Source organism: Nostoc sp., assembly GCF_036919555.1.
Classification (GTDB): Bacteria; Cyanobacteriota; Cyanobacteriia; order Cyanobacteriales; family Nostocaceae; genus Nostoc.
The window spans coordinates 17,583-30,966 of record NZ_JBALCS010000056.1 but is presented as its reverse complement, the minus strand read 5'-3'; the positions used below and the strand labels follow the sequence as shown (position 1 = coordinate 30,966).

10 protein-coding genes and 1 pseudogene are annotated in these 13,384 nt (G+C 41.3%); 6 read left to right on the top strand and 5 right to left on the bottom strand.

The annotated features are described in order from the left end of the window. Positions 1-316: 316 nt before the first annotated feature. Complete coding sequence (locus V7K36_RS17045; RefSeq protein ID WP_335117638.1) at positions 317-895, bottom strand: Uma2 family endonuclease; 579 nt, start codon at positions 893-895, stop codon at positions 317-319. Between the two features lie 345 nt (positions 896-1,240). Between V7K36_RS17045 and V7K36_RS17040 the strand changes: the two genes are divergently transcribed. The 3 genes from V7K36_RS17040 to V7K36_RS17030 all read left to right on the top strand — a co-directional run bounded on the left by V7K36_RS17040 (position 1,241) and on the right by V7K36_RS17030 (position 4,780). Next, positions 1,241-1,972 carry a TIGR04283 family arsenosugar biosynthesis glycosyltransferase gene (locus tag V7K36_RS17040; protein ID WP_335117637.1) on the top strand — a complete coding sequence of 244 codons (732 nt, stop codon included), beginning with the start codon at positions 1,241-1,243 and terminating at the stop codon, positions 1,970-1,972. A 196-nt stretch (positions 1,973-2,168) separates the two neighbouring features. Further along, complete coding sequence (locus tag V7K36_RS17035; protein ID WP_335117634.1) at positions 2,169-2,942, top strand: TVP38/TMEM64 family protein; 774 nt, start codon at positions 2,169-2,171, stop codon at positions 2,940-2,942. A gap of 287 nt (positions 2,943-3,229) precedes the next feature. Next, complete coding sequence (locus V7K36_RS17030; RefSeq protein WP_335117632.1) at positions 3,230-4,780, top strand: mercuric reductase; 1,551 nt, start codon at positions 3,230-3,232, stop codon at positions 4,778-4,780. A gap of 800 nt (positions 4,781-5,580) precedes the next feature. Here V7K36_RS17030 and V7K36_RS17025 read toward each other — a convergent pair. Together V7K36_RS17025 and V7K36_RS17020 are read right to left on the bottom strand one after the other, a co-directional pair. Then, positions 5,581-6,090, bottom strand: a complete 510-nt coding sequence (locus tag V7K36_RS17025) for a PQQ-dependent sugar dehydrogenase (protein WP_335117631.1) — start codon at positions 6,088-6,090, stop codon at positions 5,581-5,583. Then, entirely contained in the window at positions 6,056-8,203 is a 2,148-nt protein-coding gene (locus tag V7K36_RS17020) for a Calx-beta domain-containing protein (RefSeq protein WP_335117630.1), read from the bottom strand. The genes V7K36_RS17025 and V7K36_RS17020 overlap by 35 nt, the downstream gene beginning before the upstream one ends. A gap of 1,168 nt (positions 8,204-9,371) precedes the next feature. Between V7K36_RS17020 and V7K36_RS17015 the strand changes: the two genes are divergently transcribed. Further along, complete coding sequence (locus V7K36_RS17015; protein WP_335117628.1) at positions 9,372-9,521, top strand: hypothetical protein; 150 nt, start codon at positions 9,372-9,374, stop codon at positions 9,519-9,521. After that, the gene (locus tag V7K36_RS17010) at positions 9,496-9,753 is read left to right on the top strand and encodes a hypothetical protein (RefSeq protein WP_335117627.1); all 258 of its coding nucleotides are present in this window, start codon (positions 9,496-9,498) and stop codon (positions 9,751-9,753) included. Before V7K36_RS17015 ends, V7K36_RS17010 begins: the two co-directional genes overlap by 26 nt. A 60-nt stretch (positions 9,754-9,813) precedes the next feature. On the opposite strand, the gene V7K36_RS17005 is transcribed toward V7K36_RS17010, so the two are convergent. Both V7K36_RS17005 and V7K36_RS17000 read right to left on the bottom strand, forming a co-directional pair. Beyond that, positions 9,814-10,071, bottom strand: coding sequence for a hypothetical protein (locus V7K36_RS17005; RefSeq protein ID WP_335117625.1), 258 nt, complete (start codon positions 10,069-10,071; stop codon positions 9,814-9,816). A 279-nt stretch (positions 10,072-10,350) separates the two neighbouring features. Further along, positions 10,351-11,232 (bottom strand): annotated as a pseudogene (locus tag V7K36_RS17000) (SDR family oxidoreductase). Positions 11,233-11,377: 145 nt separating this feature from the next. On the opposite strand from V7K36_RS17000, the gene V7K36_RS16995 reads away from it, so the two are divergent. Continuing rightward, the gene (locus V7K36_RS16995; protein WP_335117623.1) at positions 11,378-12,979 is read left to right on the top strand and encodes a peptide ligase PGM1-related protein; all 1,602 of its coding nucleotides are present in this window, start codon (positions 11,378-11,380) and stop codon (positions 12,977-12,979) included. Positions 12,980-13,384 lie beyond the last annotated feature (405 nt).

The window sequence follows — 13,384 nt, the reverse complement described above, 5'->3', positions numbered from 1 at the left end:
CTGAAGCATTTATTTATGTTGCCATGATTCGATTAATGCTCAAGCAACTTGCGTGATGAAAATCACATATCTAAAACTTCTCAGACATCCTCTAAGTCATGCATTGACTTAAATACAACTCTGAAAGCTGCCAAGACATTTGCAGAACTTGAAATAATGGAAGAATCAGTTATTTGGAAACAAGATAGAATTGTCGAGCCAGTATAGTAGTTTTTTTCCAAATTTAGACCCCGCTTTACTGCTGCGTTATATCGCAATGCCTGACCAGTCCGATGCTATTATTGAATTTGAGCAGGTGATCCAAAATCAATAATATTTATCTCCAGATTATGTTTAAATTTAAAATAAACCCTGGTAAAATATCTTCTCCTGATAATTCTTGTGGAGATGTTAATATTTCCACTGGTTGACCAAAACGATAGATTTCTACTTGACGCGTTTTGGGATTAATTAACCAACCTAATTTGACTCCGTTATCGATATATTCCTGCATTTTCTCTTGGGTTTCTCGCAAAGTATCGCTGGGTGACATTAACTCTAAAACAAAACTTGGTGCGATCGGTGGGAACTTTTCTTGTTCTTCAGGTGTGAGTGCATTCCATCGATCTTTTTTTATCCAAGCGACATCAGGAGAACGGTTTGCACGATTGGGAAGTTTAAAGCAGGTGGAAGAATCAAAGCAAACTCCTAGTTGAGTTTGACGATTCCAAATCACAAAATCTGCTGCAATTTCAATATTACGATTTCCAGTTTCTCCGCCTGTGGGTGGCATTATTAGTAGTTTTCCCTCTGCATTGCGTTCAAATTTGACTTCAGGATTTTGCCGACACAACTGATAAAATTGATTATCAGTGAGTTGAATAATCGGGTTTAAGTTAATGGCGATCGCTGTCATAGTAATTATGTTGGGGATAACATCAACTTTAGCTATAGGAATCCGGTTTGATTTATGAAAAGATATGTAGGGTGTGTTAGCGACAGCGTAACGCACCAAACCCTTGATAATGGTGCGTTACGAACTTCGTTCTAACACACCCTACAATACCTAATTTTGTTCAAAAATCAAGTAGGAGTCCTATAGATTGTAAGCAAACTTGTAGGTAGCGATCGCTTTTCAATGATAGATAACCTCATTGAGAACCAATAGAGTGAAATACTACACACCTATGGGAAAGAGATTTATTCTGGATTATTGCACATAATTTAGAATAGGCGATTAGCTTATGCAGTCAATCAAGGTATGAATCAGAATATTGGAAGTCCCAGAATTTCTATTATTATTCCAACTCTCAATGAAGCGGGGAATATCAAAGAAGCGATAGCTACTGTACGCTATGCTAACGCAACTACTCAACCCAGTAAAGATATAGAAGTAATTATAGTAGATGCTGGCTCAGAGGATGGCACAGTAAAAATTGCTCAGTCATTAGGTATCAAAGTTATCTCATCATCTCCCGGTCGGGCTGTTCAAATGAACGCCGGTGCTGTAGCTGCTAACGGTGATATTCTCTTATTTCTCCATGCAGATACCCGTTTACCAACTGGGTTTGATGACATGATTCGCACGGCGCTACAACAGCCGGGGATTGTCGCTGGTGCGTTTAACTTGCGGATTGATGCATCACTTTTAAGTTTACGATGGGTGGAGTGGGGAGTAAATGTGCGATCGCATTTTTGCCAAATGCCCTATGGCGACCAAGCAATATTTTTAACAAAGGAAGTATTTCAGCAAATCGGCGGTTTTCTTGAATTGCCTATCATGGAAGACTTTGAACTCATGCGTAGTTTAAAACGCATCGGACGTATTGTAATTATCCCTACACCAATTGTTACATCAGCCCGTAGATGGTTACAAAAAGGAGTATTCAAAACTACGCTACTTAATCAAATAGTCATTATTGCTTATTTAGTCGGTATTTCACCTAAGCGAATTTGTCGCTGGTATCGCCGAGAAAAATTTAAGAGGGTTTAAGCTGTTTCTGATGTAAGTAGTATATCTTAGAGGCATTGAATTTGAGGTGTAAGTTTCAACATTGAGCCTCAGAAGGTCAAAGTCGTGCCTCAGAAGGTCAAAGTCATGCCTCAGAAAGTCAAAGTCGTGCCTCAGAAGGTCAACGTCGAGCTTCAGAAGGTCAAAAATTTATTTATTCTTTTTACCCCTGTAAGTTATGAACAAGAAATTTATAGCAAATCGATTTAATCCTGGAGATTTGCGGAAGTTTTTGAGATTGATTGGATTAATATTACTAGTACTTAGCTTTACTTTTTTATCAAACACAGACTTTGCCTTAGCACAAGAATCTACAAATTCAAATTCTTTCAATCCCCAAGCAATTTTACGGAATGCGTTGCAGTGGATTGATAGCCTTGGTACAGTAGGAGCGATCGCTTTTATTGCCCTTTACATTATCGCTACCGTCGCTTTTTTCCCAGGTTCTATTCTCACCTTGGGAGCTGGTGTGATTTTTGGTGCAGTTTGGGGTTCTCTCTATGTATTCATTGGTGCAACCCTTGGCGCTACTGCTGCTTTCCTTGTGGGACGTTATTTAGCAAGGGGCTGGGTTGCTGGTAAAATCGCAGATAACAAAAAATTTGCTGCCATTGACCAAGCTGTTGGTAGAGAAGGATTAAAAATTGTCCTGTTAACGCGATTGTCCCCCATATTTCCTTTCAATTTGCTGAACTATGCTTTTGGGATTACGAGAGTTTCACTTAAAGATTACTTTATCGGCTCTGTAGGCATGATTCCTGGAACCATTATGTATGTTTATATTGGTTCCCTTGCGGGTAATCTGGCCATGATTGGTAGTAATGCTCAACCCACCAACCCGACTTTACAATGGGTAATTCGGATTTTGGGTTTGATTGCTACAGTCGCTGTGACAGTTTATGTAACCCAGATTGCGCGGAAAGCTTTGGAAGAGAAGGTAAGTAGCAATTAAAAATTCAAACGCGTTCTCCTAAAGATAAATTATCTCTTGCTGAAACCTTTATACAGGAAAGCTTTAATAGTATCTGTCAATTCCAGACGGACAAAACAGTTCAAAAGTTGTATTCATTGTTAAATAAGCATTAAAAATAAAAGATTGAGCCGCCTGAATTTACTAGATAAGCCTCGCCCCTTGTGGGCGACCTAGTTTTCCCTGTTCCCTTTCATAGGTATTCTTAATTTTGAATATCGCAAAGGCGTTGACTTGAGCATTTTTAATTCTCAAATGAGGTTCCACCAATGACCAATTCAGAATTCGAGAGAGTCACAGTTCGCCCAATGGATGAGTATAATCAAAAGTTGGTGTCTTACGTCCATCCGCCAAATTGGGTTAATCCTCAACCCGCAGATGTTTACGACTTGGTAGTAATTGGTGCTGGTACGGCGGGATTAGTAGTGGCGGCGGGTGCGGCGGGTCTGGATTTGGGTTTAAAAGTGGCGTTGATTGAAAAGCATCTCATGGGTGGAGATTGCTTAAATGTTGGTTGCGTACCATCTAAAACTATTATTCGGTCTGCCCGCGTCGTTGGTGAAATCTGGAATGCTCAAGACTTGGGAGTTAATATTCCCCAACATAATATTGATGTTGATTTTTCCAAAGTCATGGCAAGGATGCGGCGGATAAGAGCTGATATCAGCCATAACGACTCAGCTGAACGCTTCTCATCGTTGGGTGTCGATGTCTTTTTGGGTAGCGGTCGATTTGCAAGTAAAAATACTGTGGAAGTTGGTGAGAAAACCCTCCGGTTTAAAAAAGCTGTAATTGCTACTGGCGCAAGAGCTGCACAACTATCGATTCCGGGAATTGAAAAGGCGGGTTATCTAACTAATGAGACGGTTTTTTCTCTGATTCAACGACCGGAACATTTGGCGGTAATTGGTGGCGAACCCATTGGTTGCGAATTGGCACAGGCTTTCGGGCGCTTGGGTTGTGAGGTGATACTTTTCCATAGCGGTTCTCACCTTCTGAATAAAGAAGACGCTGATGCAGCTGAAATTCTCCAAAAGGTTTTAATTAGCGAAGGAATTCGCGTGGTATTGAATTCCAAATTAGAAGAAGTGGTAACTGTCACCCAGGGGAAACGACTTTACTTTTCCTCCAATGGCCATCGAGATTCGGTGACAGTAGATGAAATTTTAGTCGGTGCGGGGCGATCGCCGAATGTGGAAGGTTTAAATTTAAAATTAGTGGGTGTAGAATACGACAACCGCCAAGGTGTAAAGGTAAATGATTACCTCCAGACGACGAATCCCAAAATTTATGCAGCTGGCGATATCTGTATGAACTGGAAGTTTACCCATGCTGCTGATGCCGCAGCGCGGATTGTGATTAAAAATACGCTGTTTTCTCCCTTCGGTTTCGGACGCTCCAAACTCAGTAGTTTGGTGATGCCGTGGGTAACTTATACTGACCCAGAAATTGCCCATGTTGGGTTGTACGAACACGAGGCGCAGAAATTGGGTATTGAGGTGACGACAATCAAGATAGCTTTTAGTAGTGTAGACCGAGCGATCGCAGATGGTGAAGAGTCAGGATTTCTCAAAATCTACCATAAAAAGGGGTCTGATGAAATTATCGGTGCAACTATTGTTGCCAGCCACGCGGGTGAGATGATATCAGTTGTGACTACGGCAATGGTGAATAAGATCGGTTTGAGTAAGTTAAGTAGTGTAATTCATCCTTATCCCACTCAAGCTGAAGCTATTAAAAAAGCAGCAGATGCTTATCGTCGTACACTCCTGACATCAAATACCAAAAAAATATTGGGATTTCTAACAAAGTTATCTTAACCAAAATTAGTCAACAGTGAGATATAGCGTTTCCTAATAAGAATGAGGTACAGATTAACCTCAGCCTGATAAAGCTGTGCTTTATCTCCCCTCTGGGAACTCACGGCTACGGTGTACACACAAGTCCTAAAAACCAAACCTAACTTGATAAGGCTTTCCTCGTTCCCATACTCCGTATGGGAATGCATTCATTGAGTCTCTGGCTCAATGTCTGATATCATGTCCGCTTGATTGCTTATTAAACCCAAAGAACCCCCACCCCGCCAAAGCTATGCTTTGTCTCCCCTAAGAGCCGGCGGGGAGGGGATTAAGGAGAGCCAGTGCGGTCTTGGGGTCTCCCCAAGTGGAGCATCTGGCGTGTGGGGTGCAATGACTATGGGAATCACAACGAATTAATTACCCGGACATGATATGACTGGAGGCAGAGCCTCTAATCAGCCATTCCCATGCTCTGCATGGGAACGAGAGAAAGTTATCTTGACCTTTCACGGTATCTGGAAAATCTCTCTCCTTATAGAGCTACGGTGTACACACAAGTTATCCGATTACCCAAAACCAAAACCTCACCCTGTCCTATCTTTAATCCCTCTCCTTAATAAGGAGAGGGACAGGTTTTACGTAGTCAAACCAGGGTGAGGTATCTCAGAGGCTATAAGACTTAACCGGAAATTGCGTCACCAAAGACCTATGTGTACACCGTAGCCTTATAGAGAGAGACTTTGAGTTTTCCCCCTTAGAGCGTCGGGAAGGGGGTTAGGGTTTCCGTGGGCTTTTTCCACATGAACTGAATTGTCAGCTATCTAAACAGGTCGGAAGCGATCGATCTCGCCTGCGGTAAAGTTTGCGTAGTACAGATTACCATCCTGTCCAGTAGTGATTTGTACAGATACCCCAAGATTAGGCGTGTCTGCTTGGGAAGCAAACCGCTTAATTGAGACAACTTTGCCCTGACTATTGAATCTCAAAGCATCGATGGTTCCTTGACTGAAATCACCAACGAATAAGGCACCTTGATAGATTGAAGGGAAAGTATTGCCTGTGTAAAAGTCACCCATAGTAATCGAATTGGAACCAAAATGCTTGTAAGTGTAAGCTGGTGCTGTAACAGGTGTGCCACTATTATAAAAGTCTTGCGCCGCATCTAGGACAGCATATTGTGGTTGTTTCAGGCTGACAGTATTGCCATTCGCATCAAGACCACCTTCATAGAATGGCCAGCCAAAGTCCGCTCCTGGTTTTCCGATATTCACCTCTTCGTAAGTACCGAAGCCAACATCACCAAATATAGGGGGTATTGGTTTTCTGATCAATTGTGAAACGGAAAGGGTTACGCAGACCAGAGTTATAGACCTTGGAAATATTAGTATTGGGATCACCATTGTAAAAAGGATTACTTGATAAGCCTTTACCTGTAATCGCATCAATCCGCAGGAGTTTGCCGGACAGATTATTAAGATCCTGGACACGAATTACTCGCGGATCTATCCCATTGTAGGAAGTGCCATCTCCCAAGCTAACAAACAGAGAACCATCAGTACCAAACTTCAGAGAACCAACTGAGTGAGATGCGCTATCGTTGGTTATAAAATTCTGGATATTTTCGACTTTATCGAGATTATTGAGATAATCTTGCAAACTGGTAAACCGCTTACCAGTATCTTTGTTGATAATTCCTGATGGTGCGTAGCCAAGTGTGATATTTGTGCTATCTCCATCTTGGTGGCTGATATTCTCCCAAGTGCCATTTGTGCCGATCAGTACAACTTCGCTGCCAGCAATAGCAGTAGTATAATTAGTGTTGGGATTAGCTGTCACGCGAGTTAGCCGTCCAGTCCGATTCGCCCTCTGGTCGCGATCGTCCAATGTGCTATTGGGATTGTTCTTAGGATTGTTTGGATTGGTTTCTGGTGGATCGTAGGTATACAACAGGTAAACGTAGTTATTGCCGTTTGGATTTTTACCAAAATCTGGATGTACAGCAACGCTTAACAGATCGCGATCGCTTGTATCATTTACCTCAAGAGAAATATCGATAAATGGTGTTGATAATAAGCTGCCGTTTTTCAAGACTCGCACTATCCCATTTTTCTGGGCAATTAATATAGTCTTACCGTCAGGTGCCCAGTCAAAAGCTGTGGGTTCAGTCAAACCAGAAGCTACCGTATCTAAAGCAAAGTTACCAGAGTCATTATCGAGAATAGTGATAGTTGTCTGTTGAGTTGTTAGTTGCACTCCAACTGCATTACTGAACTTCAAAGTAAATGTTTCATCTGACTCCCCAACGGTGTCATTAATAATGGGGATAACAATGGTCTTGGTGGTTTCTCCTGCTGCAAAATTCAAGGTTTTAGATACAGTCTGAGCCTGATAGTCAGATCGCGCTTTCGCAGTCCCATCCACGGTTATGTAGTCCAGACTAGCAGCCCTTAAAGCGTTACCTCGTAAAACTGTCACCGTAGCAGAACCGCTACCCTCATTAACTGTTGGCTTAGTGAAGTCGAGTCCAGAGCGATCGTTATCTTGAATCGTAATTGCGAGAGTTCTTTGGAGTCCTAGTGTTGCTCCCTGTGGTTGATCAATGACAAAATTAAAGCTTTCATCAGCTTCTGCTAAGGAATCGTCATTGATCGGAATGGATATCTGTCTGCTGCTTTGTCCCGGCGCAAAAATAACTGTTCCAGCGCTTTCGGTGCCTTCACTTCCGTAGTCAACTCCTGCTGTGGCAGTACCAAATAGGGTGGCATATTTAATTGAAGATGTGCTACTTAAATCGCCATTTCTCAGCAAAGTTACGGACACACTATTATCGCCTTCGTTTACAGTCGTAGAAGATGATCCTAAAGTGATAGTGGACTGAAGATATGGTAAATACAGTTGTGACTGAGGAATGATTTCCTTTGCCTGAGAAGAGCTTGACCAAGACAGTTGAGAAATGGCAGAGTAAGTATTTTCGTAGTACTCAAGTTTAATATCGTACTTCTGACCTGCAACCAGTGCGATCAAGCCACTGTATTCTCTGACAGATTGGTCGGCAAAGTGATTGATGATTTGTTGACCGTTCACCGACAGTCGTACACCATCATCACTATTGGTATAGAACTTGTAAGTTTCGCTGTACTCGGCTTGCACTTGACCTGTCCAACGCACTGAGAAGGTATCTGCGGCGATGGACGCAGCTGGAGAATCAGCGCCCCAAATAAAGTTTACCGTCGGATCTGTGCGAGTTAGCTTCAGGTTTGTAAAGTCGATGTTGTCGTAGTACTCTGCTTTCAGCCCATCTCCCTGAGAAAGCACGTTGCTGCTAGCCCGACCGGAAATACTAGGTTGTTTCTGACCAATGTTTTCTAGAGATGATTGAGTACCAATTACTGGACTTACAGATGTTGATAACTGTTGTTTAAGACCTTGATTCGGATCACCCATTAAGATATATGCCTCGCAATAGTGCTAAAACTAAAACCATAATCAATGCTTATGGATTAGTTTTATCTTGAATATTTTCATATAAAAATATTGATAAGCTTTCATTGTTTGCCTATTAATAATGATGCTATTTCACTCAATTACTGATACAAATTATTCCTTTTATCTATCCCCCTTTGCTAATCTGCTGCCTATTCGCATCAACATTAAAATAAAAGAGTATGACGTGATATATCCTCCTATATCTTTTCTGAAAGCAGATATATAGAAAAATGTGTATAGCAATAAATGCTAAAGATTAATTTAAGGGCGTATTAGTCCTTATTAATCTTTATTTTATTCCTACAAATTTATTTGAATGTATGTAAATTCAGTTTGGTGAATTTAATAAAAAATGATAAATCACCATTATTGAGAGCTTCTAATCTCACTAATGTGCAGGTGGATGAAGTTGATGCGAACCAACGCCCAATCGGGGCAGATACATATTTAAGCAAGTCTAGTAGAGGCAAGAATCTTTACATATTTTATTTAAGTATTGTTCTGGGATTAATCAATTACACATTTGACACTAAATCATGGTATTATGCCCATCTGTTTTGTGAAACTTTGTTTAAATATTCACATTGATATATTCTTTCTAAAGAAAGATCAAAGTTTTGATGAGCTTTAAATAAAAATTGCTCACATCTGGATGATCTCATGTTTTTTCTCTCTGTAGATATTAATTGCATAAAAGTTTTATAAAGAAAAAGTTTTATATTTAAAGATTGGAAAAAGTATTGTTTATCTATGCTTCATCTTGACTGTCAATTCATATCTTTGTTACAAGAGCCAGCAGAGATATAGTACTAACCTCAAGTTAGTGGAGCCAAAAGTTTTGCAAAAGCCTTACCAGTCATGCCTTTAAGCTAGGGAACGCAATCTGCTGGAACAATATCTTTGCCAAAAATATAGGTAGTCTAGCTTTTGCCGAAATAGCCCAAGATAAGCCCATGCTTGACTATTAGGCATACCAGTTGTAGGTGGACTATGCAGCGAATCGTAAGGAATTTTCAGCGTCCGAAACTCTTACTCTTTCGCTAATTTACAAAGTTTTCAATTTACTGAAAGTCGGAAAAATTACAAGTGTGACGTTGCACATTGCCAGTTTCCCTTAGATTAGGGTTTGCTAGAAACAATACACGCTTTGACTTTTGGCTTGCTTTCTATGGATGAGGCGATGGAGGTTTATGAATATCTCGACTACAGCGTTCAAGAGCGGTTAATCGAGAAACTTAAAAGCAGTTTTCATGTATTTGAACCACATCTGTCATAAGGGCACAGCATTGCTGTGCCACTACTGCGTGGTCTATTTACCTAAAAATAGCTGTAAAAACCAGGAAGTCCGCGATATTGTCGAGCAAATGTTGTCTAGAGTATTGCAGGTAATCAGCTACAAGGCGATATCTGACAACAAACCGCTTTACGTCTACGCTACGGCATTATTGGGAGGAATGTTAGATGTGCGATCGCTACTGTCTGGGCTTATTTTCTGCAACGATGATTAGAAGTAGCGATCGCTCGCTATAGGCACTAATCTGCTATGACAAATGACAAATGACTAACTTTTACAATTCTGATTCTGTCTTTGGAGCAACAATTTCGCCAGTACCCAATTCTAGTATCAAGTCCTGGTCAGTAATCAATCCGCTAAGTTCCTTCACTTGTAAATTCATCTCTTCACAAGCTTGTCTGAGTTCTTGTGCAAATTTGTTCAGGTCTTGACCATAGCCACACTGATAAGCAGCAGTTTCAATTCCTTGTTTGGCATTTGCTCTAGCACAATCTACTAGTTCCGTGCCATGCAGTGGTGTAGGAGATGCCATAGACGTAGTTATTATTTTTTAAATGTTTGCTGCTAGATAGATTATCAATATTTTAACGTTCACTCATCCCTCTAATGGAAGACAATTAGGCTAAAGTTAGGAGTTAAGAGAGACGCGATTAATCGCGTCTGTACAGGAGTTTGGAGTTAAGAATGAAGAAGTAAAAAATTATCACTCCAAACTCTACCAGTTTTAGAGAGATTTTGAATTTTTGATTGAAAGAAAAATCTAAAGTCCAAAATCTAAAATCCGAAATTGAATGACTCCTAACTTTTTTACTTATCCATTGACAACTTCTCCGCCATTGACATGTAACACTTGTCCAGAAACATAAGAAGCATCATCAGAGGCTAAATATACGTAGCTAGGAGCAACTTCTTCTGGTTGTCCGGGTCGTTGCATTGGTACTTGCTTACCAAAAGTTTCAACCTTCTCTTTGGGAGAAGTTGAGGGAATTAAAGGTGTCCAAATTGGCCCTGGCGCGACAGCATTAACGCGAATTCCTTTGGACACCAAATTTTGTGATCAGGAGCGAGTAAAGGCAACGATCGCACCTTTTGTAGAGGAATAATCTAATAGTTGTGGGCTACCTTTATAAGCTGTTACCGATGTGGTATTGATGATAGAACTGCCTGCTTGTAAATGCTTGAGTGCAGCTTTAGTCATGAAAAACATTGAGAATATATTAGTGCGAAAAGTCCGCTCTAGTTGTTCTTTGGTGATTTCTTCGATACTTTCTTTCGGATGTTGTTCGGCGGCGTTGTTGATCAGAATATCGAGTTTGCCAAACTCACCAACTGTTTGTTGGATAGCTTGCTGACAAAAAGTTTCATCGCCAATATCGCCTGCAATGGTTACTGCCCGACGCCCTTGTTTTTCTACCAAATGTTTTGTTTCTTTGGCATCGTCGTGTTCATTGAGGTAAAGGATCGCTACATCTGCACCTTCTTTAGCAAATGCGATCGCTACAGCACGACCAATACCACTATCTGCACCCGTAATTAATGCTACTTTATCTTGTAACTTGCCACTACCCCGATACTGGGCATCTTCTGCTTTGGGTTTTGGTGTCATTTCTGATTCAACACCTGGGACTTCTTGCTCCTGTGGCGGTTGTAATTTTTGCTCTTTTTTCTCTTTTTGCTCTTTTGATTTAGCCATAGGTTTTGTCTTGGTAATTGTATATTGAATTAACATTCAAAACACATATAGCAATCCTGAATCTTGACGCTGCGGCTATACCCCCACACTCATTGTCCAAAAGCCGCGTGGTACGATACATTGGGATTATTAGAGAGCAAGGGTTATGGCAACACTAAATATTTCCGAGTTAGAGCAGGTTGAAAAGTTTCGCCACTTACAATTAACCCTGCGCGATCGCTGGAAAACAAGCGAACTATTTGACAATAGTGAAGCGGATATTTTAATTATTCCCTCCCTGAGTATCGACCAGCGCGAACTCCAAAAGATCGAAGGCTGCGAGCATTATGAAGAAAGATTACTATTTTCCTTAATTCGGTTGCAAAATCCTCGGACTCGGCTGGTTTATGTGACATCAGTACCGCTACATCCGAGTATCATTGATTATTATCTGCAACTGTTGCCAGGAATTCCCTTTTCTCATGCTCGCAATCGCTTGCTGCTACTTTCTACTTACGATTCCTCCCTTAAGCCTCTGAGCCAAAAGATTTTAGAACGCCCCCGCCTGCTAGAGCGGATTCATCAAGCTTTGAGGCTAGACAAATCATTTATGAGCTGCTACAACTCTTCGCAGTGGGAAGGCGAATTGTCTTTAAAATTGGGTGTACCCCTGTATGCTGCTGCACCAGATTTACAGATTTGGGGAACAAAAAGTGGCAGTCGGCAAATCTTCGCCGAAAGCGGAGTACCACATCCAGATGGCAGCGAAAAAATTTGGAATCATACAGATTTGGCAGAAGCTACTAGTGATTTGTGGGAACGACAACCAACATTACAACGGGTAGTGATAAAACTTAACGAAGGCATTTCTGGAGAAGGGAATGCATTGCTGGATCTTAGACCGATTGATAATTTAGCACCCGGTAAAGTTACTCATGCCGAAAGGGTAGCAGCAATTAGCGATCGCTTCTCAACAATGCGCTTTCAAGCAAAACAAGAGACTTGGGACAATTTTTCCGGAAGAATCCCGGAATTAGGAGCGATCGCCGAAGCATTTGTGGAAGGAAAAATTAAGCGATCGCCAAGTGTCCAAGGACGGATCACACCCAATGGCGAAGTCGAAATTCTTTCAACCCACGATCAAATTCTCGGAGGCCCAGACGGTCAGATTTATCTTGGTTGTCGCTTTCCGGCTGATCAAAGGTATCGATTGCAATTACAACAATTGGGATTACAAGTTGGCAGAAAGCTAGCAGAGAAAGGCACTTTGGAGCGATTTGGCGTAGATTTTATCGCCGTTGATCAGGGTAACGAAGAGTGGGATATTCAGGCGATCGAAATTAACCTGCGTAAAGGCGGCACAACTCATCCATTCATGACCCTGAAATTATTAACAAACGGTCGCTATGACCTTTCCACGGGCTTATTTTATAGTCAGCAAGGTCGTGCAAAATACTACATTGCCACTGATAATCTCCAAAAAGAGCGCTATCAGGGATTATTGCCTAATGATTTGATGGATATCATCGCTGACCAGAGACTACACTTCGACAGTGGGACTGAAACGGGGACAGTGTTTCATCTTATGGGTTGCCTTTCGCAGTTTGGCAAGTTGGGATTAACCAGCATCGGTGATTCCCCGCAACAAGCACAAGACATTTATAACAAAGTTGTCAAAGTTCTGGATGAAGAAACTCGCAGCGAAAATCATGATTTCTCAGGATTTTCAGATTATTCCTTTCCTGTAGCTTGGGATGAATATAGTTAATTCGTAATTCGTAATTCGTAATTAAGTTTTGTGTTGGGGTTAAATCTTCATTACAAAACTTTACTTGCGACTTCTTTTAACTAATTCTGGGGGTTTACAGCAGAATTCAAGTATTTGAACCACATCTGTCTTAGAGGATGTTTGAAAAGTATTATTGCTAACATCAAAACCTCAGAAACCTAACCCCTCTAGCCCCCCTTCCCTACAAGGGAATGGGGGTTTCAAAGCCTCTCCCCCAAGCGGGGCTACGGTGTACACACAAGTCTTCAAATTACCCAAAAACCTCACCCTGTCCTGACTTTAATCCCTCTCCTTAGTAAGGAGAGGGACAGGTTTTGCGTAGCATAAACCAGGGTGAGGTTTTCTTGAGCTATTCGAGAAACCGTAAATTGTGTCTAGAGAGAC

Bases quoted from the DNA above. Each gene is read 5' to 3' on its own strand.
- V7K36_RS17020 (WP_335117630.1), bottom strand. From the start codon at position 8,203: ATGGGTGATCCGAATCAAGGTCTTAAACAACAGTTATCAACATCTGTA.
- V7K36_RS17035 (WP_335117634.1), top strand. From the start codon at position 2,169: ATGAACAAGAAATTTATAGCAAATCGATTTAATCCTGGAGATTTGCGG.
- V7K36_RS17005 (WP_335117625.1), bottom strand. From the start codon at position 10,071: ATGGCATCTCCTACACCACTGCATGGCACGGAACTAGTAGATTGTGCT.
- V7K36_RS17030 (WP_335117632.1), top strand. From the start codon at position 3,230: ATGACCAATTCAGAATTCGAGAGAGTCACAGTTCGCCCAATGGATGAG.
- V7K36_RS17010 (WP_335117627.1), top strand. From the start codon at position 9,496: ATGTATTTGAACCACATCTGTCATAAGGGCACAGCATTGCTGTGCCAC.
- V7K36_RS16995 (WP_335117623.1), top strand. From the start codon at position 11,378: ATGGCAACACTAAATATTTCCGAGTTAGAGCAGGTTGAAAAGTTTCGC.
- V7K36_RS17045 (WP_335117638.1), bottom strand. From the start codon at position 895: ATGACAGCGATCGCCATTAACTTAAACCCGATTATTCAACTCACTGAT.
- V7K36_RS17040 (WP_335117637.1), top strand. From the start codon at position 1,241: ATGAATCAGAATATTGGAAGTCCCAGAATTTCTATTATTATTCCAACT.